The organism is Methylomarinum sp. Ch1-1 (genome assembly GCF_030717995.2).
In the GTDB taxonomy this organism is placed as follows: Bacteria; Pseudomonadota; Gammaproteobacteria; order Methylococcales; family Methylomonadaceae; genus Methylomarinum; species Methylomarinum roseum.
Genome location: NZ_CP157743.1, coordinates 3,376,159 through 3,402,227 on the forward strand (window position 1 = coordinate 3,376,159; position 26,069 = coordinate 3,402,227).

Consider the following 26,069-nt stretch of genomic DNA (forward strand, 5'->3'; position numbering starts at 1 on the left):
ATATTATTCTCCTTCATCATCGGTCTCATCGACTTGAGACGCTTCATCTATCTGAGAGATTTCTTCTTCCGGCAAGCCTTCTATGCGACCCACGCCAACCACTTTCTCGCCGGCGTCGGGGCGGATAACGGTGACGCCCTGCGTGTTCCTGCCGACGACGGAGATTTCGTTGACTCGGGTGCGAACCAGCGTGCCGCCATTGGTGATCAACATGATTTCGTCGCCATCGTTGACCAGCACCGCGCCGACCACCGCGCCATTGCGCTCCGAGGTCTGTATCGCGATCAAACCTTGTCCGCCGCGCTTATGACAAGTGAATTCTTCCAATCGGGTTCTTTTGCCATAGCCCTTTTCGGTGATATTCAAGATCATGCCTTCACTGGCGATGATCAAGGAAATGACCCGCTGCCCTTCCTGCAGCTTAATGCCTCGGACTCCAGTCGCCGTTCTTCCCATCGGACGCACATCTTCTTCCTGGAAACAAACAGCCTTACCTGCGCTGCTGAACAACAGCACTTTCTGGTGGCCATCGGTAATGGCGACGCCGACCAAAGTATCGTTTTCGCGCAAATCTATCGCAATTTTACCGTTACTGCGTTGCCGTTCAAATTCCTTCAGCGGTGTTTTCTTCACGGTGCCGGACGACGTCGCCATGAACACAAACTTGTCGTCGCTGTATTCGCGCACCGTCAGCATCGCGTTGATTCTTTCCCCTTGCTCCAACGGCAATAAATTGACGAAAGGCTTGCCTCGCGAGGCCCGGCTGGCGACCGGCAGATTAAAGACCTTCAGCCAATAGACCTTACCCAGCGAGGAGAAACACAAGATGGTGTCATGGGTGTTGGCAATCACCAGCTTTTCCACATAATCCCGTTCTTTGGTCGCCGTGGCTGACTTGCCGCGCCCGCCGCGGCGCTGCGCTTTGTAATCGTCCAGCGGCTGGGATTTGACATAACCCTCGTGAGACATCGTGACAACCACGTCTTCCTCGGTGATCAAATCTTCCGCGGTCAGATTCAGATATTCTTTCAGGATTTCGGTGCGTCTTTCGTCGCCATATTGTTCTTTGACCTCTTCCAGCTCTTCCCGGATGACTTCCATCAAACGCTCGTCGCTGGCGAGGATAGCCAGATATTCATCGATCAACGCCAACAACTCCCTGTATTCATTGACGATTTTATCTTGCTCCAGTCCGGTCAGGCGATGCAGCCTCAGGTCCAGTATCGCTTGCGCCTGGGTCTCGGAAAGCCGATAGACGCCCTCGATCAAACCGAATTCCGGCGCCAAATCTTCAGGACGCGAACGGTCGGCATCGGCTCTTTCCAGCAAAGAAGTCACCAAACCGGCATTCCAGGTTCTGCTCAACAAGCCTTGCTTAGCCTCGGCGGGATTTTTCGAGGTCTTGATCAACTCGATCATCTCATCGATATTGGCCAATGCGACCGCCAGACCTTCCAGCACATGCGCTCTTTCCCTGGCCTTGCGTAGGTTATATAGGGTTCTGCGGGTAACGATTTCGCGGCGATGATTAATGAAGGCGTCAAGCACCTCCTTAAGATTCAAACAGCGTGGGCGGCCATTATGCAGGGCGACCATATTGATGCCGAATACGGTCTGCAACTGGGTTTGCTTATACAGATTATTCAAGATAACTTCAGGCACTTCGCCGCGGCGCAATTCGATGACCATGCGCATGCCGTCCTTGTCGGACTCGTCGCGCAGCCCGGAAATGCCCTCCAACTTGCCTTCCTTGACCATCTCGGCGATCTTTTCCAACAACCGAGCCTTGTTGACTTGGTATGGCAACTCCGTCGCGATGATGGCCTGACGGCTGCCATCGCCGAAATCCTCGAAATGACAGCGCGCACGCAAATGTATCCTGCCGCGACCGGTCTGATAGGCCTCGGCGATACCGGATGCGCCATTGATGATGCCGGCGGTGGGAAAATCCGGACCGGGAATAATCTCCATCAATTCATCAATCGTTTTGTTCGGATCATCGATCAGCGCCAGGCAACCGGCGATGACTTCGCCCAGATTATGCGGCGGAATATTGGTCGCCATACCCACGGCGATGCCTGACGAACCATTGATCAGCAATGCCGGCACCCTTGTTGGCAGCACGGTCGGCTCGGATTCCGATTCATCGTAATTGGCGACAAAATCGACGGTTTCCTTGTCCAGGTCGGCCAGCAACTCGTGCGAGATCTTCGCCATCCGCACCTCGGTGTAACGCATCGCCGCCGGCGAGTCGCCATCGACCGAACCGAAATTGCCCTGACCGTCCACCAGCATATAGCGCATCGAAAAAGGTTGCGCCATACGTACGATCGTGTCGTATACGGCAGTATCGCCATGGGGATGATATTTACCGATCACATCACCGACCACACGGGCGGATTTTTTGTAGGCCTTGTTCCAATCATTGCCCAACACACTCATCGCATACAACACGCGACGGTGAACCGGTTTCAAACCGTCTCTGACATCCGGAAGCGCTCGACCGACAATGACGCTCATTGCATAGTCGAGATAGGATTGTTTCATCTCGTCTTCGAGATTAACGGGAATAATTTCTTTGGCGAAGTCTGTCATTGATCCGTGATATCCAATTCAGCCGACACTGTATTCGGCATGATTTCCTTATAAATCCTTATAAAACAGTCTATTGAAGAAGGCGCACTCCCTGTAAACACGCTAGACTGATAAGGCCCTAAAAACTCGAGGATTATAACAAAATAAAGCGTGTTAGTCGAAAATGAAATTGCAGTTAAGGCGGGCGAAACGACGTTTCCAGATACTCAATAAAATCGGTGACGAAGGATGACGCGGAGCATTGAAAAAACGCCGATTGCTCCGCGCCCTCCGAGATAAATTTTGAACGGCTTATGCGAACAACTCGGCCAAAAAGTTTTGCATCGCCCGCCAGGAACGGTTATCCGCCAGCGGTTGATAGACCGTGCCGAAATCGGGGTCATTGGCGCGCGGATTGGTAAATGCATGCAGGGTGTTGCCGTAAATATGGGTTTGCCAATCCACCCCCGCCCGCGTCAGCTCCTGTTGTAATGCGGCAACGTGCTCGGGCGGCGCCATCGGATCATCATGACCATGCAACACCAATACCTTGGCTTTGATGTCCGGTTGATCGATATTGTCGGGAGCGCTCAACAAGCCATGGAAGGAGACGACGCCGCGAATATCGGCTCCGGAACGAGCCAGATCCAGCACACATAAGCCTCCGAAACAGAAGCCAATCGCGGCGATTTTGTCATCATCCCCCCAAGGCATCAATTTGACGGCATACAGGGCGGCATTAATGCGGCGCTGCAACAAAGCCCTGTCCTCCATAAACGGCCGCATCAGCTTGGCGTTTTCCTCAGGACCACTGCCCAGCGCGCCTTTGCCATACATATCCAGCGCGAATGCCAGATATCCCAATTCCGCCAATTTCCTTGCCTTCGCACAGACAAAATCATCACGCCCTCCCCAAGCATGGCTGATTAAAACTACCGGCCGCTTGCCCTCGATTGCATCATCGTAGGCGAAAACCCCCTCCAACAACACCTCGCCATCCAGATAACCGACCGTATTCGATACTATCGCCATAATCCATCCTTATTCAGAAACGAAATCATTAAAAACCATCGGGATACAAAACCCGCGGAGACCATCGCGTCTTATTCCCGATCAAAAATGCCCTTCTTGCTGCAATGAATCGACAAACCCCAACGATGCCGCTTCCACCATATCCAGCACCCGTTCAAAACCATATTTGCCGCCGTAATATGGATCGGGCACTTCGCGCTCGCCCAGGTGCGGGGCATAATCCAAAAAATATTTTATCTTGGTCTTGTACTCTTCCGGACAGGCCTCCATCAGAATCTGATAGTTATCATCATCCATGGCCAGAATGAAGTCATAATCTTCAAAGTCACCATAAATGAATTTTCTGGCTCGCAAATGACTCAGCTCAACGCCTCTGTCTCGGGCCGCCTTTTGGGCGCGTAGGTCGGGCGCTTCATCGACATGATAAGCATGGGTGCCGGCCGAATCGATTTCAAAACAATGCTGCAACTGCCTTTCCTTCAACAAAGTTTGAAACACACCCTCGGCGCTGGGAGACCTACAAATATTTCCCATACAAACAAATAGAACTCTGATTTTTTTCATACTGATAAAGTTTTTACTGACATTGTCGCTAACAATTTTATAACGAAAGACTACAATGTTTTATTAATTCTACAAAATATGACATATTACCCGGCCCATTTAAGCTTGGCTATCAAATAACGATAACGATAACGATGAGCCGGACAACAATAATTACAATAAAGATGCAACTGGAGACAACAACATGCTGATGATGAACTGGCATTCAGTCGGAGTCAAAGTCGTTGCGATCACCATGATTGTATTAACAATCATTGGCGGCGCATTGCTATTCCTCTATGCTGAGGAACAAGAACAAAATTTAATCGACGGCAAAATCCATTCAGCCAAACAACTGATGCTGGTGTCCGAATCAGTCCGCAACCATGTGGTAGACAAGTGGGAAGAAGGCATATTTTCCACGCAACAATTAAAACAATTGACCAACGGCAAAAACAGCGCCGAAACTCGAAAAATCGTGCTCGCCACGGTGCCGGTCGCCAATGCCTGGAAAATCATCCAGGAAAAAGCCCAAGCCGATGATTTCCGTTTTAAAGCGCCTAGAATCAATGCCCGCAACCCGAAAAACGAGGCCGACACTCTGGAACGCGAAGTCCTCGACTATTTCAAGGACAACCCCGGCGCCAATGAATATATTCATATCGATGATGATAAATATGAAGCGCGCTATTTCAGGCCGGTCAGATTGGTCAAACAATGCGAGCTTTGCCACGGCGACCCCGCCAGCTCTGCTCGGCTTTGGGGCAACCCGAATGGCAAGGATATACTCGGTTATCCGATGGAAAACAAATACGCCGGCGATCTGCACGGCGCCTTCGAAATCATCACGCCTTATGGCCCCGGCGCCGAACAATTACGCTCCAGCATCTGGTCGGCAGTCGGCTTTATGGCGTTGACGCTAGTCATCGTGGGCGTCACCGGTTATTTTGTCATGAACAAAATCATCATTTCTCCACTGACCGCGCTGGCGATCAATTTACAGGATATCAGCAGTGGCGAAGGCAATTTACGGGCTCGCCTGAAGGTCGAGGGCAAATCCGAGTTTGCCTGGGTCGCGAGCAGCTTTAACGCCTTCGTGAAAAAAATCGCCAAAACCATCGACGAAATCTCCTATACCAGTGAAAAATTGGCGACAGCCTCCCATCAGCTTGCCGGCATTACGCAAACCACCGAAAGCGGCGTCGCAAGGCAACTGGAGGAAACGACTCAGGTCGCGACGGCGATGGAAGAAATGACGGCTACGGTGCAAGAAGTCGCCCGCAATGCCATCAATGCCTCCAATGCGGCAGCTACCGCCGACGAGGAAGCCTCCGCCGGGAAAAATATCGTCAATGAAGCGGTGGACGGCATTAACAGCCTAGCCTCGGAAGTGGAGAACGCCGCCCATGTCATCCATGAACTGGAAAACGACAGCAACAGCATCGGCGAGGTTCTAGGCGTCATTCAAGGCATCGCCGAACAAACCAATTTGCTGGCGTTGAATGCCGCCATCGAGGCGGCAAGAGCCGGCGAACAGGGCCGAGGCTTCGCCGTCGTCGCCGATGAAGTCAGAACCTTGGCCAGCCGCACGCAGAATTCCACTCAGGAGATTCAGCAAACCATCGAAAGACTGCAAGACCGAGCCAAACAGGCCGTGACAGTCATGGAAAATGGTCGCACACAGGCGGCAAGCAGCGTCAAGCAGGCGGCTTCCGCCGGCGAATCGATCGCTCATATCAGCGAACGCATCGATACGATTACCGATATGAACAATCAGATTGCCAGCGCCGCCGAGGAGCAAACGGCGGTCGCCGAAGAAATCAATCGCAATATCAACAACATCAGTTCCGTTTCTGAAGAAACGGCGCACGGCGCACAAAACACCTCCGCCGCCTGCCAGGAACTGCTCGAGCTGGCCAATCAATTGCGTGAAACGGTTAACAATTTCAAAACTTAAGACTATCTACGGTCACAAGGACGTGACGACGACTACCGGTTAAAGCGCTTCGGCGCCGGATCATCAACGAGTAGCTCGGAAGGAACACCCGGCAGAGCTCTGAGCAGACCGGGGTAACTAACCCCGTCCTGAAGCTTTCGACCCTATGCCAAGCTAAAAACCAAACGTTCAGAGCGGGTTGAATATCCCGCCCCGCCCAAATGTTATGCTCTTCTTTCCCGCGGCGGCCCTAACGGATCGGCGCCTATCGTTCCCACCAGACTATCCAGATAATCAGGATGGCCGACCCATTGCAACTTATCCTGCGCCTCCAACAAACGTTCCTGTATGGCCATTTGTTCGGCGGTTTTTTGATGGCTGGCTTCAGTCAGGTAACGATCGAGATAATCGACATGCCGCCGCCAAAGCTCGCTGTCTCTTTGCTGTTTGATTTCCAGGCGCTCCTGATACCAATCGGAAGCCAATAGATAATCCCGAGTGAACAGGTTGCGTATATCGGGATGGCTGGCATCTTTGCCGTCAAATTCGCCCTTGGCCATGATATGAAGCAAGGCATATAAGGGCGGACAGGCATCTTCGACGCTGCCATCGTCTAGATATTGTTGCGCGACACGCTGCTGAGTTTCGACGATATTATTGATGCCATCGACAAACACCGCGAGATCCTGGGTTTCCGGTTTCAATATCTCTTCGTTGAACGCCGCGCTCGGATTATCGAAAACCTTACCCATCAGGCCATGAACAAACCGGCTAGTGATGCGGTAGCCCAATCGACTCGCCAATACCTTCTCTCCGTCATAGTCAAAATCCTGCAACGGCTCCAAAAACTTATGCTCAATCAGATATTCGGGCTGACGTTCTTCGTGTTGCAAACGCGCCCAGATTTCCGGAATCAATAAACTGATGTCATGATCGACCCTGACATTAGGCCCTATATAACCGGCTGAACTGGAGAAGCCGGGATAACCGCTGAGGATATAGGAAACCAAAGTATTGTTCAGGTCGGCCGTGGCCCGTAACGCGTTGAAAGGCCCTTTGGTCAAGGCCCCTTCGCTGCCGGCCCCGGTCGTCGAGGGGGACTTACCGGTCAAGGAGCAGATGAAATCCATAAACAGTTCCGGTAATTCCTGATAATGGATCGGATTGTAAACGGCCAAGGAACGTATGCCGGCCTCAGGCGGATTATTGCGGCGCCCGGTCAATACCGCATTGACCGGATGGCAAACCGGCTTGTCTAACGCTATCTTGCGATGGAAGCGAGCGCCTATTTCGGCAACGTATTTATGCAGCGGGTTGACCAGGTCGGGACGGGTTTCCAGATAACGTGGATTTTTTGAGGGTTTGCCATCGACCAGACGCGGATGGGCCGATGACACCACATAACCCTGTTTTTGTTGATAGGCTTCGCTCAGCAAGTCATGCATCGGCGGGGTAAACTTGGAGAAGGTCAACACGTTTTCAACCACGGCCGACAACTTTTGCTGATCCAGCGGTTCGAAATTGGCCATGAAGTTGCCAGGCTCAGCCATATTAATTTCCGTTTGCTTGTCATAGCCGGGAATGATCGCATCATCGGGCCGCTGAAATAAACGGTATTCGCAATTATGCACCAGCTTGACGCTGTCATAACCGAGGTTCGAGGCGATATATTCGGAAAGGATCTCGGCCGGCACCACGACAGACGCGGTAATATCGTCCTCCATTTGGACTTTTTCCGCCGCCAGATAATCCTGCCGCACCTTGAATGTCCGCCAATTGCCGTTCAAGTCGAAACCGACGCGCAGATAAGTCGCGACGATCTTGCGGTCGCCCAGCTTCAATTCATGGCCCGGCGCCCCATCGATCACGTCGACGGCCAAGTATTGGCGCCAATTATCCCCCCATTCTTCCCGGTAAAAGCGCTTAATCAAAAACACCAACGCCAAAATACTGGGCCGAATGGACTGCAGCCATTCGTTGTATTCCGGTCTATGACTGGGGGACGGGGTCAATAGCTTGATCACGGAGCCAAGGCTGCGTTCACTGCTCAACGGTTTGCGGGTCGGTTCACGGTCTTCATCTTCAAACCCGGGCAGAAAACGGTCGCTGTAATCCTTGTCGAAGATTTCCTGAACCTTATCCAGGTCTTCCTGCATATCATCGACAAACAACGGCCCGAAAATAACCGCATCCTCGATGGATTTGGAAATTTCCGATTTGCCGCCGCCTGACACGGTGCATGGCTTGTGGCACAGAGTCCCTTCCGGCGCCGTGCCGACCAGGCGCCAGGAAGGCGCGCCCGGATGTTTCTGCATTTCGATCTTATAACCATTGGGCTGGATATAAATTTTGCCTGGCTGCAGCCTCAAGGTCTGTTTTTTCAACTTCTTTCGCCAACTGATCGTCTGTGCATTCAGATTCATGCGTAAATCCTGCTGCACATAGATAATCTCGGGGAAACGTTTATCTATCGCATAGCCTTCAGGCTTCACATCCATGATCTCGCCATAACGAGACACTATGTCATCGAAGCTGTAGCCTGGTTCACGGGTCAAACTGCTGACCCCAAATTCATCGCCATGATTGTAACGTTGGAAAGCTAACGCGCCGCCGGCATGTTCCTCTTCGGCCATGCCATACAGATTGGCCGCATAACTGATCTGAGTTTTGACTTCTTTCTTGCAGTAACCGTAATAGTTGTCGGCAACCAAGGTAACAATCACGCCATTGCGGTCGCGAGCCGTCAATTTGAACGCCTGGCCGTCATTGTAGAGTTCATCGGCGTCTTGCCAACACATGCCGTCCCGCCTTTGTCGCTCATTGGCGTCGTTCCAATGCGGCAAACCGACTTCCTTTTTCGTTAATTTGGTCAAATGAGGCGCCAGAATGACACAACCGCTATGGCCGCTCCAGTGCTCGACATCCAAGGCGGCGTCGAATTCCGGCAAGGCGGGATTGCCGCCGTTGCCGAAAATACTTTCTACAAAATCCAGATTGCTGACCAGATTGCCGGGCGCGAAAAAACGGATTTCCATCGACTTCTCCGACGCCACGCCCGGAATCGCCGGACACACCACCGGACGCAACAGCAACGAGGCAAACATTCGCGCCTGTTCCGGCTGATTGGCGGTGAAAGGCAAGACCAGCAGGTGCTCGGGGGGGTTGACGGCATGCTCAAGCATCGCCGCAAACACCTGCTTCGGCACCTCTTTCTTATCGCCCGGCACCGGCAAACCGCCGGCGGCGATATGAAATGATCCTTTAGTGGTCCGTCTGTCGCTGGCAGGATTATGAAGAACGCCCTGTTTGACACGGTAACTGGAGACGATTTCGGAATAGAATTCATCCTCGTCGACCGGCAAAGACAACTCCCTGGCGACGCCGTGGCGATCGAGTTCGAAGGTAATGGTCGGCAAAGACGGCGTTTTATCCAGGTTCAGATCGGCGAAATAACCGTCCAAAAAACTCTGAATGCGTGCATCGGCCGGATAATAGGAGCTAGTGGCCAGCTGCCGGCTTTTCTCCAGGTAACTGCGCAGCAAATCATCGGCAGTGTCCATAAACTCGGCCGAGTCTTCATTGACACAGGTCGGTTGACCGCAGGAAGCCAATTTCAAATTGATATACAGATGCAATTTGCATCTTTCCGCCGCTTCATCATGGAATTTCTTGTTGATACCTAAAGACTGTAACTGATCCATTATATTCCCCTGAGTTTATTGGTTTCCGAACAGCCGCATCCTTTTGCCTGCTTATTATTGTTTAGATGTAATTATTTCAGCGTATTTTTATCAGAGGGAATCGACTATTGATTTATCGGGCTGTCTGCAACAGGCAGATTTTTGCTCTGACCGCCAAGGAAGGCGGAAATGTAGAAAATGCAGGAGCAATTTTCTACCTGCAAAATCTGCATTTCCATCGTCCCTGACGGTCTACCTCACCGGTTCCCGACCGGTGTGGCATTCCCACCTTCCCTGGGGGTCAGACGCTGCAGTCAGAGCTGCCATGGATGTATTCACCCAGCACCTAAATACCATAGACTATTGGCAATGATTTATAATCGTCGTTTATTTAGGTGCTGGGTGAACGCGTCCCGAGAAATCAATGGCCTACTCCCTAACCCCTGAAAGATACTGAATAGTTACGTTTAGATTAGCCAATGAGCTTTGAATGCAGCTCCGAGACTACGCTCTCAGTCCTCATCGATCATACTGTTTTTTTGCGCTTCCTTGATCGCCATCTCCAGCTCCAATCTCTGTTTTTCCAGTAACGACAATTCGATCTCATTCCTCAGCGCCTCGGATTTTCTTTTCATCTTATCGCCGTCCTCGAATTTTTCCAGCTTCTGAAACGGCATCACGATCTGCTGTTTTTTTTCTTCCTGTTCACGGCGTATATATTCCTGTTCCGCCTCCAGATCCAATTGTTTCTGCCGTTTCTTCAACGCTAGCTGCTGTTGATGTATTCTCAGTTTCGCATCGTGCCATTCTTCTTGCTGTTTTTCATAACGCTCGATCTCGGCGCGAGTCTTTTTATCCTGAATACGCGATTGATATTGCTGCTGCTTTTCCCGTCTGTTGATGTCCGCTTCGGCCTTCTGCTCTTCAAGCTCGGCCTGATGGGCCAGTTTCTCGGACAAGTCCTGGCTTTCCAGCTGACGCCGGCGCGAACTGATTTTTTGCTGAGTCAAAAGCTCGGCCTCCAACTCCATTTCCTTCAACTGTTGCTGATGCTTGATTTTTTGCGCCTGTATTCTTTTTTCGATCTCCAACTGCGCCATCAGCTGCTGTTCTTCGTCTTCCAACAATACCAGCCGATTGCTCGCTTCTTGAGCGCGTTTTTGACGTTCGATCTCGGCGTATTTATGCAACTGTTCCAGTTGCTGGGTTTTCTGCAGCAACTTCTGCTTCTTCAAGGCTTGTTGTTGCTGGAAAAAAGTCTGATTCTTGCGTTCCGTCAGCTCATAACTCTGCTTTAGCACCTGTAAATAGACGCTATCCTTGCCGGGACGCACATTAGGAAACTCCTTGAATTCGGCCTGCAATTTACAAATCGCCTGGGACTGGATGTTCTGCATCATCAGCAACTCGCAGATCGCAACGGCTATCTTTTTTTCGAGTTTAAACAAGCCATTGCTCACCCATGCGCCATCGTTCAACGCTAACAACTCCTTATGAACGATATCGGTCAACACATCCTCAAACGTCTGCTTGATATGCGGATTGATGTCGGGCAAGACCTCCGCATTTCTTTGCACAAATTTCAAAGTGGCCTGAAAACGTAGTTCGACGTTGACATCAACGCTGCAAAAACCGTCGAATAGCTCGATCTGCTCCTGGTAACTCCAGTCGTCGATCGGCAATGGAAAAATGTCATGATAAAACCGCTTGACGAAGACATCCGGTCTTAAAAAAAGCTTCTGATAAAAACCGCCCAGGCGCGAACGAACCACTTGCCGATCGACATCGAAGCCCGGCTCCCAAGTATCGCCGGCATCGCTGCCGGCCGCCAAAAATTCACCACCGGACAACCAGCGTTCCAGTTCAAATCCTGTATTATTCATTGCTGTCGGTCGCCTGCTTCGCTGTCGCCTGTGCTTTTAAAAGAGAGATCTTATCGGCCATTTTCTCGGCCAATAACGGATAAAGATTGGGAGCGAATTCAACCGTGCGCTCATCGACCTTGCGTAAAAACCCCCGGCTCAATAACAAACCCACGGCAAACATACGCGACCAGTCCGAATAACGACGAGCTTTTTCGATCGCGGTCTTCTCGATGACCATTTCCAGTTCGTCATTTTCATTGATCCTGAATTCGGTGAACTGACGCAGACATTCAAACACCAGTTCTTCTTCCTGTACGGTAAGCGGACCGGGCGCAGTGAATTCCAATCGATATGACAACAACACGGTAAAAAAATCGACCATGGCCGCGCAGATAAAGGCGAATGCCGAGAAACCGATCCACATCGAAAATGACGGTTTGACATCTTCGGTAAACTGTTTATAGGTCATCAACAATGGCGCTTCCGGTAATTGTTTGCCGATCTCGCTGGACAATTGGTTAACCGCCAGCTGTACGTTTTGGTAATTCGCCAACAGTTGATAATAGGATTTTTCCACATCGTCGGCGACATCGAGGTCGGCCAGGCTGATCTGCAGCTGTCGGATATCATCATCCACTTGCGCGAATGATTTTTCCTGTTGCTGTAAAGCCTGCTTTTTCTCCTGATAAATCTGATTGAAACGTTTCCAGAACGGCCCTTCGCCGACCTGATTACGATATGCTTCGGCTATCTCAGGATGCGTGCCGAAATAAGCCTGGGAAACCTCCCGGGAAGCCTTCTCCAATTCCCGTTTGCGTTGCTGCAACACATCGGCCTTGGTCTGCAAGACCTTGTCCAGATAAGTCTTGACGTCATTTCTGATCCGGCTCAAGCGATCGATATGCAGGCTGTCCTGTTCGGAAATTTCATAGAACTTAAAATAGGAAAATGACACCGACGCGGCCAGCGCGATCAATAACGAGGCGACGACCGAAAAATATCGCATGCGATTGGCTTTCCAATGGATGCCGGCCAGTTCCAACGAACAGATGACGATAATGGACTGGATCGCGATCGTGATGACGAAGGCGATCCAGGGCGTGATGAAATGCGATAAACCATAAAAGGTGGTAAACCCCGAACAGACGCTGAGCATCAGCACGATCGGTATCGACCAGATGCGCAGCATGCCGACGAAAAAGGTTTGTATCCTATTGATAAAATACCCCATTCCCGTCGAACGAATTTTGATTAGATCGGATGCTTTTCTCATAGTATTGTCATGGTGTTATCGCGGTCTGTTTCTGTCGTATCTGGTGCTATCAAATGGCGAATCTTTTTTGATTAACAGCAAAACATACCGACAATGGCGCAGATTTTCAATAAAAAAAGCCGGACTTCTGTTGTATGCACCACTACATCCCGGTTTGTCGGCAACACGCTCAGGCAAAACCTTCGAGCGCCGATTAGAGTGCCGGCAAATCATCTGTCGTCGATCTTGAACGGAAGCAGTGACCGGCAATCTTGCAGGTATTGCCGCATCAATGGTCGTTCTCGTCGCAAAAAGTCGGCGATCAGGCTGGAAAAGCGAGGATTTTGTATCCAATGGGCGGAATAGGTCATGACCGGTTCGAAGCCTCGGGAGATTTTATGTTCGCCCTGCGCGCCGGAATCAAAGCGTTTCAGGCCCCGATCAAGACAAAACTCCAAACCTTGGTAATAACAGGCCTCGAAATGCAGACCATCATATTCTTGCTGACATCCCCAATAGCGCCCATATAGGGTGTTCCCGCCGATCAGGCTGAGCGCCGCACCGACAGGCTGCTGACCTTTCAGCGCCAGCACCAGCAGGATTTGTTCTGTCATCGTCTGCGACAAGCGCTGAAAGAAGTCTTCATTCAAATAAGGATATTGGCCTTTTTTTAAATAAGTCCTCTGATAAAAGCCAAAAAACACCTGCCAGTGCCGTTCGAAAATCTCCGCACCGGTCAGCCTGACCAGCTCTATGCCCTGCTCCGCGATTTTGCGCCGTTCCTTATTGATGTTCTTGCGTTGCCGGGCCGTAAAGCTTTGCAGATAATCGGTAAAATCGCGATAGCCGCGGTTAAACCAATGGAACTGCACGCCCTCTCTTATCAACAGCTGTTGCTTCAGCTCCTCCATTTGGGTACGATTCGGGAACAGGCTATGCAGCGATGAGATATTTTTCCGTTCCGAAAGCCGTTGAATATGATCGAGACAGAGACGAATCACCGCCATGATATCCTCGCCTTGGTCGATCAATAGCCGCTGACCCTGGCATGGGGTGAACGGGACGGCATTGAGCCATTTCGGGTAATAGTCCATGCCGGATTGATAATAGGCGTCGGCCCATTGCTGGTCGAACACGTATTCGCCCCAGGAATGATCCTTCAGATAAAGCGGCATCGCCGCGATCAGTTGCTGTTGCCGATAAACCAATATATGCCTGGGAAGCCAGCCGGTTTCGGCGCAAACCGAACCGCTGAGTTCAAGAGCCGAAAGGAACTCATGACTGACGAAAGGGTCCTTGTCTTGCACCAGCCGATTCCAAGCGCCGACACTGACTTCGGCAATACTGTTAATCTGCTTAATGAACATGGAAAAACCTTTTTCACAGGCTTGCGAAAATAATAAAGTCGCTATTTTACAGATAATCCGCACGGTCTACGCCGAAACCCCAACGGTTTGGGAAATCGGCAGCGGCACCGGGCAACACGCCTGCTATTTTGCCCGACACCTCCCCCATCTGCACTGGCAAGCGACGGACCGGCCTGAAAATCTAGCCGGCATCGATAGCTGGATACGGGAAGCGCGTCTAGACAATTTACCTTTTGCCCTGGCATTGGATGTAAGCGACCAACACTGGCCCTGTCAGCGGATAGAGGCCCTGTTCAGCGCCAATACGCTGCATATCATGCATTGGCGCGAAGTTGAACGTTTGTTCGCCGGTCTAAGGGAATATTTACATGGCAATGCGCCGGTCTGCCTATACGGTCCGTTCAATTATCACGGCCGTTATACCAGCATCAGCAATGAACGCTTCGACCAATGGTTGAAAGTCCGGAACCCCGGCAGCGGCATACGCGATATCGACGACATCGAGCTCTTGGCTAAAGCCTCCGGATTGCATCTAGCGCAGGATTTCGCGATGCCGGCCAATAACCGCTTGTTGGTGTTGAGAAAATATTAAGAATAACCACGTTGAGCGCCGCTAGGACTCACTCCGGGAAGCATCACATTTAGCGTCCCGACGATCCTGCGAGGGCATGCAGACCGGAGCGATTCCCAATTTTTTATCTCAGCTCATGCTCAAATAGCGCTCACCGGTATCGTGAATAATGCTGACCACGGTTTTGCCCGGCCCCATCTGTTCGGCGATACGCAAAGCTGCACAGACGCTGGCGCCGGATGAAATGCCGGCCATGATCCCTTCCTCTTTTATCAACCGGCTACGGATCGCCATGGCTTCTTCGCTGCTGACCAATTCGATGTCATCGATCAGATCAATATCCAGGTTTTTAGGCACAAAACCGGCGCCTATGCCCTGAATCTTGTGCGGGCTATGGCTGCCGCCCGAAATCACCGGGGATTCGGCCGGCTCGACGGCAACGACACGAAAATCCGGATTACGTTTCTTAATCACATCGGCCACACCGGTAATGGTGCCGCCGGTGCCGACGCCGCAGACAAAGGCGTCGACCTTGCCGTCGGTCGTCGCCCAGATTTCCTGCGCCGTCGTTTGCCGATGCACTTCCGGGTTGGCGGGATTTTCAAACTGTTGCGGCATGAAGGCCCCCGCCGTCTCGGCAACGATCTCGTGGGCTTTAGCGATCGCCCCTTTCATGCCATCCGCCCCCGGCGTCAAAACGATTTGAGCGCCATATAGCGCCAGCAAATGCCTTCTCTCCACGGACATCGTTTCCGGCATGGTCAATATGCAACGATAGCCGCGCTGGGCCGCGACCATCGCCAAGGCAATGCCGGTATTGCCGGAAGTCGGCTCGACGATGGCGCCGCCGGGCTGTATCTGCCCCGATTTTTCCGCCGCGACGATCATCGACAAACCGATTCTATCCTTGACCGAACCGCCCGGATTTCTGTATTCAAGCTTAACCAGAACTTCGGCGGCATTATCGGCTACAATACGTTGCAGTTTCACCATATCGGTACTACCGATCAATTTGGTTATATTGAGTGCTCTAGCCATCACTAAATCCCCGCATATCGTCATCAGAATCTATAATAAGATCTTATAGAATCAACAAACCTTGTCTATTAAGCCAGCAATTCCCATCAGTTTGGCGTTCAAAAAGGGCATGGGGTGTGTTTGGCGAGGATGTCGGCAGCAAGGATGCTGCCGTCAAGCCCCCAGGGATGGGTTTACGTCGCTCCTCGACAGACACACCCCATGCCCTAAACCCCGCAAAAATACTCAAACTGGGAATTGCTGCAATTAAGCTGAAAAGCCGTTTAAGACAAGGTTATCCCTTTCAAATAGATAAATCTATCATAAAAACCGATTGATGACCGACTTGAATTCTCATTGGCAATTCTGGATAGACCGCGGCGGCACTTTTACCGACATCATCGCCCGGTCGCCTACAGGCCGATTGATTGCGCGCAAACTATTATCAGAGCATCCGGAACGCTACCGAGATGCCGCCATTCAAGGCATCCGAGAAATATTGCAGTTAAACGATAGCGAACCGCTGGCTGAGCATATCGAAGCCGTCAAGATGGGCACGACGGTCGGCACCAATGCTTTGCTGGAAAGAAAAGGCGACGCGACCGCACTGCTCATCAGCGAAGGCTTGGGCGATTGTTTGCGCATCGCTTATCAAAATCGTCCCGATATTTTCGCATTGCATATACGCCTGCCCTCACCGCTTTACCGTACCGTGCTCGAAATCGAGGAACGCGTCGATGTCGAAGGGAACGTGTTGCGGCCATTGAACATCGAACAAGCCCACAGACAGCTACGACGACTTTACGACACCGGCATACGCTCCATCGCAATCGTGCTGATGCATGCCTGGCGTTTTCCAGATCACGAACGACAATTGGCGGCTATCGCGCAGCGCATCGGTTTCAGCCAGATATCGGTATCCCATCGCGTCAGCCCCTTCATGAAAATAGTCCCGCGCGGCGATACCACCGTCGTCGATGCCTATTTGTCGCCGAAACTGCGGCGCTATGTCGATCAAGTCAGCGAGGGCTTGGCAACTCAAGATCAGAGCCCTCCGCGTCTGCTGTTCATGCAATCCAATGGCGGCTTGACCGAGGCGCATCATTTTCAGGGCAAGGACAGCATCTTGTCGGGCCCCGCCGGCGGCATCATCGGGGCGATCAAGACCATGGAGGCGGCCGGTTTCGATAAGATTATCGCCTTCGACATGGGCGGCACCTCGACCGATGTCGCCCATTATCACGGCCAATTGGAACGCAGTGATGAAACGGAGGTTGCCGGCGTACGCATGCGCGTGCCGATGTTGAATATCCACACCGTTGCGGCCGGCGGCGGCTCGATGCTGTTTTTCGACGGCATGCGCTATCGGGTGGGTCCCGATTCGGCCGGAGCGGATCCAGGACCTGCCGCTTATCGGCGCGGCGGACCGCTAACCGTCACCGATGCCAACCTGATGCTCGGCAAATTGCCGTTGTTTCCGGCCGTGTTCGGGCCCGAAGGCGATCTTTCACTGGACAGAGAAACAGTGAAACGACTGTTCACCGAACTGGCCGCGGATATCACCGCGGCAACGAACGACCCTCGCTCGCCCGAACAAGTTGCCGAGGGTTTTCTCGATGTCGCGGTCGAAAACATGGCGACGGCGATCAAGAAGATATCGGTGCAAAAGGGCTATGATGTTTCCGCCTACACGCTTTGCTGCTACGGCGCCGCCGGTGGCCAGCATGCCTGCAAAGTCGCAGACCGCTTGGGCATGCAGCGAATTTTTCTGCACCCTTTCTCCGGTCTGTTGTCAGCTTACGGCATGGGCCTGGCCGATTTTAGACTGCTGAAGGATCATGCGATCGAACTGCGTTGGGACAAGGTTTGTGTTAACACGTTAAAAAATCAACGTCTGAAATTGGAGCAGTGCGGCATCGCCGAATTGAGGCCGCAGCTGACCGCGGGCGACACGATTGAATCGCAGACCCAGGTCAAGATCCGCTACCAGGGCACCGACACCTCAATCGCCGTCGGCTTTGCCGAGTTGGAAATGATGAAGCAAGCATTCGAACAACAATATCGCCGCCATTTCGGTTTTTTATATTCGGACAAACCTTTGATCTTGGAGTCGATTTCGGTCGAAGTCATCGGCCGCTGCCCTCCCGCGACGGCTAGGTTGGCGTTCGACCAGCACCAGGACCTTGAGCCAGTCATGGTGACCTCCACGTTCACCGGCAATACCTTTCATCAAACGCCGGTGTTTCGGCGTGAAAGCCTTCCGGCAGGCGCCTTGATCAAAGGCTCGGCGATTATTCTGGAATCCACCTCGACAATCGTCATCGAGCCCGGCTGGCAAGGCGAAATCACGGCGCAAAACAACCTGCTGCTGACCCGCTTTGAAAAACAGCGGCGGCGCCCTGTCAACAGCGACCACGCCGATCCGGTGACACTGGAAATATTCAACAAGCTGTTCACGTCGGTCGCCGAACAGATGGGATTCGTACTGCAAAACACCGCCTATTCGGTCAACATCAAGGAACGACTGGACTTTTCCTGCGCCCTGTTCGATCAGCGTGGCCAGCTCGTCGCCAATGCCCCTCATATACCGGTGCATCTTGGTTCGATGGGTGAAAGCGTTAAGGCTTTGCTAGCCCATCATAGGACGGAAATCAAGGCCGACGATGTCTTCATGCTCAATTCGCCTTATCATGGCGGCACTCATTTACCGGATATTACCGTCGTGACCCCGGTTTTCGATGACGCGCAGACAAAATTGTTATTTTTTGTCGCCTCCCGAGGTCACCACGCCGATGTCGGCGGCATGACACCAGGCTCGATGCCCTCTGCCAGCCGCGACATAACACAAGAAGGCGTAATCAGCAGTGGCCTTAAGATTGTGGTTGACGGGATTTTTCAAGAACAAAAAATCAGAGACTGGCTGAACGCCTCACCTTATCCAGCCCGAAATCCAGAGCAAAACATCGCCGACCTGCAAGCGCAAATCGCCGCCAATAACAAAGGCGTCCTCGAACTGAAAAAGATGATTGATCAATACTCGCTAGAAACGGTGCAGAGCTATATGGGCCATGTGCAGACGAATGCCGAGTATTGCGTCAAAAAAGTCATAGCGACATTGAACGATGGTCATTTTGTCTATCGCACCGACCAGGGCGGCGAAATCCATGTCGAAATCCGCATCGATCAACAAAAACAAACCGCCTGCATCGATTTTAGCGGCACCTCAGCCCAGCAACATAATAATTTCAATGCGCCGGCGGCGGTTTGCAAAGCGGCGGTCTTGTATGTATTCAGAACCCTGGTACAGGATGACATTCCATTGAATGCCGGCTGCCTGAAACCGCTGCAAATCATCATTCCGGAACATTCAATGCTGAACCCCAGCCATCCTGCCGCCGTCGTGGCCGGCAATGTGGAAACCTCACAGCATATCGTCGATGCTTTATATGGCGCCTTGGGCGTATTATCAGGCAGTCAGGGGACGATGAACAACCTAAGCTTTGGTAACGAGCAGTATCAGTACTACGAAACCATTTGCGGCGGTTCCGGCGCCGGCCCGGATTTTGATGGTTGTGACGCGGTGCAAACGCACATGACCAATTCGCGGATCACCGACCCCGAGATATTGGAATGGCGCTTTCCGGTGCGCCTGGAACAGTTTTCGATACGCCCGAACAGCGGCGGCAACGGGCGAACAAAAGGCGGCAATGGGGTGATTCGGCAAATTAAATTCCTCCAGCCGATGTCCGCCAACCTGTTGAGCAGTCAGCGTTTGCGCAGTCCTGAAGGACTACAGCAGGGCGGCTCCGGCCAATCCGGCGTCAATATACTGATCACTGCCGATGGCGAACAAACCCTCTTGCCGGCCTGCGTTCATATCGACTTAAAAGCCGGCGATAGTTTGAGAATCGAAACACCGGGCGGCGGCGGTTTCGGCCAGGAACGATGTTTATAACTGAGAACAAAAAAGCGGATAAAACATGATCGACCTCTACTGCGAGCGCCTGGATGCAGGATTCTGGGCCGAACCCTTCAACGCCCTCAGCAATGCCATTTTTCTGATAGCGGCATGGTTTGCATGGCGCCTAAGCAAGCGCAGCGCTGAACCGTCGCTAACTATCAAACTGTTAGTTTTGCTGATTGCCAGCATCGGCGTGGGCAGCTTTATTTTCCATACTTTCGCGACCCGCTGGTCGATGATCCTGGACCTGTTGCCGATATTGTTATTTCAACTGACTTTTTTCTGGATATACAGCCAGAAAGTCATGAGTTTTGAAAAACGCCAATCCGCGCTGCTGCTGACGGTTTATCTGCTGTCCATAGTGCTAGGCGGGCGCTTCCCCGAATTTTTTAACGGCTCGTTGATTTATCTGCCGGCACTGTTGTTGTTATTGTCGCTGGGAGTGTTTCATTATCTGCAGCATAAACAGGAGCGCTATATACTGCTCGGCGTCTCCGGGCTATTCATGCTGTCTTTGGCGTTTCGAACGTTGGATGCCGAGATCTGTCCGCAGTTTCCGTTAGGCACCCATTTTTTATGGCATCTCAGTTGCGGCGTCATCGTCTATTTGTCGGCTAGAGCCTTGCTGATTAACGTCGACCCAAGTGGAAAAAACATAAAAACCCAGTGAACTACTCGGAATATGGCGAGTCTATAAGAACGGAGATAGTATAACCGGTCATGCTGCCGATTACCGATAATCCAATCGAGACATTGATCATCAATGCTATGACTCTAGAGAGTCAACTGGCTTTATCAGTATAAAGTGGCACGACCGGTCTTTCATTCACCCAATTGCTCGGATAAGCGTTTGTAGGCTTCCTTGAGTTCATCCCCAATCACTTTAGTGGCGTGTATCAGCTCGGCGCTCGCTTCTTGATTTTCATCATTGATAACCCCCAACTTATCGATAAATTGCGCCCATTTCGGCTCCGCTTTATGCCACTGATCCTTGACATCCATGCCGGCCAGATGAAGTTGGAGTTCAATTTCGTCACGCTGCTTTTGTAGTGCGTGCAACAACGCATTCAATTCATTTTCGAGAGCCATCAGTCAATTCCTCTTCTAAGCCTGATTTTCTAACATGCCGTCAATGACATGGGTATTCATTCTTTGCGGCCGCTCACGACGTCCTGTCTCCCGCGGCACTTGCACATCCGTATGCATCGGCCGCATCCAACGCCCTTTCTCCCGCGGCACTTGCACATCCGTATGCATCGGCCGCATCCAACGCCCTTTCTCCCGCGGCACTTGCACATCCGTATGCATCGGCCGCATCCAACGTCCTGTCTCCCGCGGCACTTGCACATCCGTATGCATCGGCCGCATCCAACGCCCTGTCTCCCGCGGCACTTGCACATCCGTATGCATCGACCGCATCCAACGCCCTGTCTCCCGCGGCACTTGCACATCCGTATGCATCGACCGCATCCAACGCCCTGTCTCCCGCGGCACTTGCAATTCCTTATGCGGCGGACCCTTCCGACGCAGTGTCATAGGCCGGATAGGAAAATTTATTGGTAACTATTCAGTATCTTTCAGGTCTTAGGCAGTAGGTCATTGATTTCTCGGGACGCGTTCACCCAGCACCTAAATACCCTAGGTTATTGGCTATGATTAATAATCTTCGTTAATTTAGGTGCTGGGTGAATACATCCCTGTAAGCTCTGACTGCAACGTCCTGTTGCAGACAGCCCGGAAAATCAATAACCTACTCCCTTTGATAAAACTACGCTGAATAATTACATTTATTGATTCTTTGCTATTTGAGCAATTCGGGAAACGGCTTGAAGTCTTCGGTGTGATGTTGCTTGCACGTACGGAAACGATATTGCCGCCCTTCAATCACCGCATCAATTACTTCCAGATTACGCGTGCGACTGCAACGACTACCCTTGGCCGTCGCGCTCTGACATTGCTCGGCATCTTTCGCTAAATCAATAACATCTTGCTTGGCAGCGGGCGCCGGCTGCGCTACCTGAGCAGGCTTAGTCTCTTTCGCCGGCTTCGCTGCCTGGGCAGACTTAGCCTCTTTTTTCACGGCGCCCTCTTCATGATGATGTGCTTCGCCATGAGGTTCTGGGGTCGCCTCGGCGATCAGTTTTTTTCTAAAAATCAATAACACCGCAAACAATAGCACTAAAGATCCATAGCCTGATGACGCCGATTCCTCAAACTCTTCGGCAAAGGCCAAGCCGCAATAAAAATAAAGCGCCGACACAGTCAATAAAGGATTGAAGAGTTTTTTTATTTTCATTATTTTTTCCTCTTTATAGTTATAAGACTCGATTCTGCTGTTCATTATTACAATACCGATTGTCCATCAATTCAAGTGTACATCGACTAAAGTTGCATTTAATGCAGCGCTCGGCTTGGCGCATAAACAAAACGATCGACCTCAGACTCGACTCCAATAGTATGTCGTAGTCGACGTCGCGCCCAGTCGTATGAACCTTATCGAATCCTTCTCAAGGATACAAGCACACGCTAGGGAAATGCGGATTAAGTCCATCTCAGGATTTCTCGGCAGTTTTGGCGGCGCCTTCATCTACTTCCCTAACGCAATCTTGTGATGTTGCGATTGCGTCTTGTTGCTGCAGTTGATCGAGCTCATTCAAGGTGTTGATATTGATAAAAATATCCGGCTCGTCGCTGAAGTCGACCCTGACCATACTATGTTGTTGCAACCAGCGCTCTACCTTTCGCTCGCCGCGCTGCAAATACTTTTCGAGACTGCCCTTTAACGAAGTTCGCAACGCCAAAAAAACAGGATGGAGACGCTCACCGTCACACGCAACGGCGATATCGGCATCAACAGCCGCCCGGCGGGCCAGCAATTTATGCAAATGCTCAGCCTTGACTAACGGCGTATCGCACGGCGTCACCAACAGGATCTCCGTATCGGCGGCGCTCATCGCCGCCAATATCCCGGCCAGCGGCCCTTCGAAATTTCCGTTGAGATCTGAGATCACCGGGTAACCGAAAGCCTGGTATTGCTCGATATTACGGTTGGCGTTGATCATGACATCGTCCGCCACCGCCGACAGCGCCCACAAGGCGTAATTGACCAGCGCTTGATGACGATAAAGCACCAGCCCCTTATCCTGTCGTCCCATGCGCCGCGCCATCCCGCCCGCCAACACAACACCGGTGACTTTGTTTTGCTTGCTCATAGTGATAAGCTTTATGGATGTTAAAGAAGATGATTATTGTCGCAAGCCTGCTGTTTATTGCAAGCTGCGCCACGCAACGCTCGCAACCCGACAGTCAGTTGGTTCATTATTATCAGGCCGAAACCCAAAAACCCTATGATGACGTGCTGGCCGAACTGGAGATTGCGATTACCGAACATAATTTCCGCATCACCGGCCACAGTCGGGTTGGCAAGGTGATACGGGAAAGAGGTTCGGCCAATTTTCCTGAATTCGACACGATACAATTTTGTAATCTGACTCACGCCAAGGCCCTGCTGGAAATGTCCCCCCATGCCGTCATCCACATGCCATGCAATGTCGTGACCTATCAGATTGACGGCAAGACCCTCATCAAGACTCACTTATTGCCGATCGACAGCGACAACGACGCGCTCAATGATTTCGCCGCCAAAATGAACCAAACGCTTAAAGACATTGTCGACTTTGCAGCCGAACAATAGTCAAACTTTATCACCGAACATCAAGATTTAATTACTCCTTAGCCCGATTTTTCAGAAAACCATTCAGATACAAACTGTACCAGGAAAACATGTCCCACATTAATCCTCATGCATGGGTTTTTAATACTTATTTCAAAGACCAAGGTCGCCTTTGTGAAATATCCGGGTTAGGAGCATAATATACACTTTTCGAATATAGGGAATAACGAATGAGAGTTATCAAGCAAAAAATGGTAATCGCCGCGGCGATGTTAACGATCCTGAGCGCCTGCAGCACGACCCAGGAAAAAGTCGAACAGGAGGTCAGCTATCTCAATCAGTATCCGACTCGCGATCGGGTGGAGTATGTGTTGCAATGCGTCGCCAAACATGGCGGACTGACCTATATCAATCAATACGCCTGTGGCTGTAAGATAGACAAGATTGCCGAAAAACTGACCTTCGAAGAATATGAAGCGGCGACGACTTACGGTTTCATGCGTAAAACGCCTGGTGAGAAAGGCGGTGCGTTCCGCGACCCGAAAGAGTCTAAAAGTCTGAAAAAGCGCTTAGAAGAAGCGGAGGCCTATGCCGAAAGAATGTGTTTTGTAAAATAAATGCCGTAGGAGACCCGTCCTCGAGCCGAATGAAGCTTTGCGCGCCCGAGGACGGCGCTTTCGGCGTTGTGATTAACCTGAGTTCGGGTTAAGAAACCAGCCTGTATCAGGTAGCTCTTCCAGAAGACGCCGTTCACCCAGCACCTAAATAAACGAAGATGATTTATCGCAGCCATTAGCCTATGGAATTTAGGTGCTGGGTGAATACGTCCATGGCAGCTAACAGCTCCTGCTTACCGCTGCACCTACACGTCCTTGTGCGGCGTAGGCTTGAGCGCGGCATCTGACCGCCAGGGATGGTGGAAATGCCGATTTTGCAGGTAGAAAATTACTCCTGCATTTTCTACATTTCCGCCTTCCTTGGCGGTCAGAACAAAAATCGGCCATGCCGCGCACACTTCTTCCAGAGCGACCTGATACCGTCTTAACCGTCTGGAATATAAGATTATCTTATCCCGAATTGAGGTTGTGATTAATTGTTATGCTCGTAGCGCCGCTTAGCCTAAGTGATGATGAATGGCAACAATGGGAACGCCCATCAATGAAACTTTTTGTTGGGCGACACCAACTCAAACACCTGAGAAAACTCATCGGCGGCCTGCTCGGCGACCGACACGATCTGTTCTTCGCTCAAGCGCATCATCGACAAGCCGCGACCCTTAAAATTAGCGGCCGTCACCTCCGGAGACTCGCTGTATTCGGCCGCGTCGACTAAACGCACCGCCAACGACAACAAATAGGCGTCCAGCCTATGGACCTGCGCCAATTGAGGATCCAGATAACAGCCTATCGCTTCAGACAGTGATTCCGGCAAGCCCCAAGCTTTTATCAGCTCGCTTCCCACCTCGGCATGATTGAAACCAATAATTTCCTGCTCCAAACCGGCGACTTTGCTTCTATCATTGCCCGCCGCCAACAATACATTCAGCGATTCCTTCGGCATTTGCTGATAAAGCACCAGCGAACCGATATTATGCAAAAGACCGGTCAGGAACAAGCGCTCACAATGCAGCACCGCACTGGCCTTGGCCAATAGCTTGCAAACTACGCCACAATGCACGCTGCGCATCCAAAACGCAGTCATATCGACCAATTCCGCAGGAATATGTCTGAAATTATCGACCACGGTCGTGGCAAGAACCAAATTCTTCAGCTCCCCAAGGCCCACGACGACAACCGCTCTGGAGACTGTATCGATTTTTGCCTGAAAACCGTAAAAAGGGCTGTTGACGACCTTCAGTAAACGTGCACTCAAGGCCGGATCTTTGCTGACGACCCGACCAATCTCCTCGATGGAGAACTTAGGATCGTTAATCATTTCATTGATTTGAAAATAAATGTCGGGGAGGGAAAACAGCTCAATGCTATCTTCGACCAGAGACCGGGGCGTCAATTGAGCCATGTGCTTTATTTTCGATATAGCGCCAATACCTGCCGCACGTAATTCTGCGTTTCAGGATAAGGTGGGATGGCGTTATGGTATTTTTTGACGGCCCCTTCTCCGGCATTATAACTGGCGACTGCCAATTTAAGATTGGAGTTGAACATTTTCAACAAATCTTTCAGGTAACGGGTGCCGCCTTCGATATTCTGGCGTGCATCTTTGCGATTGCTAACGCCGTATCTTTTAGCGGTCTCCGGCATTAGCTGCATCAAACCGACCGCGCCGGCGGAAGACACCGCATTAGCATCATAGGCGGATTCGGTTTGGATGACCGCATGCAGCAATTTTTCGTCGATCTGGTATTTCGACGCCGCCTTAGCGATTAACGGCGTATATTTTATTTTGTTGCGTTTTAGATATTTGATCGCCTTAGCGTAATTTCGAGGCCTAGTACGAATGATGCGCTTATAATCGAAGCCTTTCTTCGGTTCATCGGTGTAATAAACGCTGCCATCCGGCGCGGTGTATTTATACACATCGGCCGTCGCCGGTGTCGAAATAAACAACACGAATAGAGCTAAGACACATCGATTCATA

General features: G+C 51.4%; 20 protein-coding genes. 6 read left to right on the plus strand and 14 right to left on the minus strand.

The features are described from left to right. Positions 1 to 3: 3 nt before the first annotated feature. The 3 genes from gyrA to Q9L42_RS15475 form a co-directional block, all read right to left on the minus strand. Complete coding sequence (gyrA, locus tag Q9L42_RS15465; RefSeq protein WP_305907512.1) at positions 4 to 2,595, minus strand: DNA gyrase subunit A; 2,592 nt, start codon at positions 2,593 to 2,595, stop codon at positions 4 to 6. Between the two features lie 291 nt (positions 2,596 to 2,886). After that, positions 2,887 to 3,606: a dienelactone hydrolase family protein gene (locus Q9L42_RS15470; protein WP_305907511.1), complete on the minus strand. Its 720-nt coding sequence runs from the start codon at positions 3,604 to 3,606 to the stop codon at positions 2,887 to 2,889. Between the two features lie 81 nt (positions 3,607 to 3,687). Then, positions 3,688 to 4,170, minus strand: a complete 483-nt coding sequence (locus tag Q9L42_RS15475) for a low molecular weight protein-tyrosine-phosphatase (protein WP_305907510.1) — start codon at positions 4,168 to 4,170, stop codon at positions 3,688 to 3,690. A 184-nt stretch (positions 4,171 to 4,354) separates the two neighbouring features. Between Q9L42_RS15475 and Q9L42_RS15480 the strand changes: the two genes are divergently transcribed. Next, a complete protein-coding gene (locus Q9L42_RS15480) occupies positions 4,355 to 6,106 on the plus strand; it encodes a methyl-accepting chemotaxis protein (protein WP_305907509.1) in 1,752 nt (583 codons plus the stop codon). A 203-nt stretch (positions 6,107 to 6,309) separates the two neighbouring features. On the opposite strand, the gene Q9L42_RS15485 is transcribed toward Q9L42_RS15480, so the two are convergent. The 4 genes from Q9L42_RS15485 to Q9L42_RS15500 all read right to left on the minus strand — a co-directional run bounded on the left by Q9L42_RS15485 (position 6,310) and on the right by Q9L42_RS15500 (position 14,249). Continuing rightward, positions 6,310 to 9,786, minus strand: a complete 3,477-nt coding sequence (locus Q9L42_RS15485) for a hypothetical protein (RefSeq protein ID WP_349431365.1) — start codon at positions 9,784 to 9,786, stop codon at positions 6,310 to 6,312. Positions 9,787 to 10,277: 491 nt separating this feature from the next. Further along, positions 10,278 to 11,648, minus strand: coding sequence for a hypothetical protein (locus Q9L42_RS15490; RefSeq protein ID WP_349431366.1), 1,371 nt, complete (start codon positions 11,646 to 11,648; stop codon positions 10,278 to 10,280). Next, a complete protein-coding gene (locus tag Q9L42_RS15495) occupies positions 11,641 to 12,903 on the minus strand; it encodes a hypothetical protein (protein ID WP_305907501.1) in 1,263 nt (420 codons plus the stop codon). Before Q9L42_RS15495 ends, Q9L42_RS15490 begins: the two co-directional genes overlap by 8 nt. Positions 12,904 to 13,112: 209 nt before the next feature. Further along, positions 13,113 to 14,249 (minus strand): GNAT family N-acetyltransferase, encoded by a 1,137-nt coding sequence (locus tag Q9L42_RS15500; protein WP_349431367.1) that lies wholly within the window; start codon positions 14,247 to 14,249, stop codon positions 13,113 to 13,115. Between Q9L42_RS15500 and Q9L42_RS15505 the strand changes: the two genes are divergently transcribed. Then, positions 14,248 to 14,841 carry a DUF938 domain-containing protein gene (locus tag Q9L42_RS15505; RefSeq protein WP_305907500.1) on the plus strand — a complete coding sequence of 198 codons (594 nt, stop codon included), beginning with the start codon at positions 14,248 to 14,250 and terminating at the stop codon, positions 14,839 to 14,841. The two genes, Q9L42_RS15500 and Q9L42_RS15505, sit on opposite strands and share 2 nt — an antisense overlap. A gap of 108 nt (positions 14,842 to 14,949) precedes the next feature. Here Q9L42_RS15505 and cysK read toward each other — a convergent pair whose 3' ends face one another. Beyond that, the gene (gene cysK / locus Q9L42_RS15510) at positions 14,950 to 15,858 is read right to left on the minus strand and encodes a cysteine synthase A (RefSeq protein WP_305907499.1); all 909 of its coding nucleotides are present in this window, start codon (positions 15,856 to 15,858) and stop codon (positions 14,950 to 14,952) included. A gap of 316 nt (positions 15,859 to 16,174) precedes the next feature. On the opposite strand from cysK, the gene Q9L42_RS15515 reads away from it, so the two are divergent. Beyond that, a complete protein-coding gene (locus tag Q9L42_RS15515) occupies positions 16,175 to 19,792 on the plus strand; it encodes a hydantoinase B/oxoprolinase family protein (protein WP_349431368.1) in 3,618 nt (1,205 codons plus the stop codon). Positions 19,793 to 19,817: 25 nt separating this feature from the next. After that, complete coding sequence (locus Q9L42_RS15520) at positions 19,818 to 20,468, plus strand: ceramidase domain-containing protein (RefSeq protein WP_305907495.1); 651 nt, start codon at positions 19,818 to 19,820, stop codon at positions 20,466 to 20,468. 152 nt (positions 20,469 to 20,620) lie between these two features. Here Q9L42_RS15520 and Q9L42_RS15525 read toward each other — a convergent pair whose 3' ends face one another. The 4 genes from Q9L42_RS15525 to mobA form a co-directional block, all read right to left on the minus strand. Beyond that, positions 20,621 to 20,887, minus strand: coding sequence for a hypothetical protein (locus Q9L42_RS15525; RefSeq protein ID WP_305907494.1), 267 nt, complete (start codon positions 20,885 to 20,887; stop codon positions 20,621 to 20,623). Between the two features lie 15 nt (positions 20,888 to 20,902). Then, a complete protein-coding gene (locus tag Q9L42_RS15530) occupies positions 20,903 to 21,334 on the minus strand; it encodes a hypothetical protein (protein ID WP_305907493.1) in 432 nt (143 codons plus the stop codon). Positions 21,335 to 21,599: 265 nt separating this feature from the next. Next, on the minus strand, positions 21,600 to 22,094 hold the full coding sequence (locus Q9L42_RS15535; protein ID WP_349431369.1) for a hypothetical protein: 495 nt from the start codon (positions 22,092 to 22,094) through the stop codon (positions 21,600 to 21,602). Between the two features lie 256 nt (positions 22,095 to 22,350). After that, complete coding sequence (mobA, locus tag Q9L42_RS15540; RefSeq protein WP_305907490.1) at positions 22,351 to 23,010, minus strand: molybdenum cofactor guanylyltransferase MobA; 660 nt, start codon at positions 23,008 to 23,010, stop codon at positions 22,351 to 22,353. Positions 23,011 to 23,039: 29 nt separating this feature from the next. On the opposite strand from mobA, the gene Q9L42_RS15545 reads away from it, so the two are divergent. Beyond that, positions 23,040 to 23,492 carry a DUF302 domain-containing protein gene (locus Q9L42_RS15545; RefSeq protein ID WP_349431370.1) on the plus strand — a complete coding sequence of 151 codons (453 nt, stop codon included), beginning with the start codon at positions 23,040 to 23,042 and terminating at the stop codon, positions 23,490 to 23,492. A 209-nt stretch (positions 23,493 to 23,701) separates the two neighbouring features. Further along, positions 23,702 to 24,088: a hypothetical protein gene (locus Q9L42_RS15550; RefSeq protein ID WP_305907488.1), complete on the plus strand. Its 387-nt coding sequence runs from the start codon at positions 23,702 to 23,704 to the stop codon at positions 24,086 to 24,088. A gap of 538 nt (positions 24,089 to 24,626) precedes the next feature. Here Q9L42_RS15550 and Q9L42_RS15555 read toward each other — a convergent pair. Both Q9L42_RS15555 and Q9L42_RS15560 read right to left on the minus strand, forming a co-directional pair. Further along, entirely contained in the window at positions 24,627 to 25,490 is an 864-nt protein-coding gene (locus Q9L42_RS15555; RefSeq protein ID WP_305907487.1) for an HDOD domain-containing protein, read from the minus strand. Positions 25,491 to 25,495: 5 nt separating this feature from the next. Next, on the minus strand, positions 25,496 to 26,068 hold the full coding sequence (locus Q9L42_RS15560; RefSeq protein ID WP_305907486.1) for a lytic transglycosylase domain-containing protein: 573 nt from the start codon (positions 26,066 to 26,068) through the stop codon (positions 25,496 to 25,498). Position 26,069: the final 1 nt, after the last annotated feature.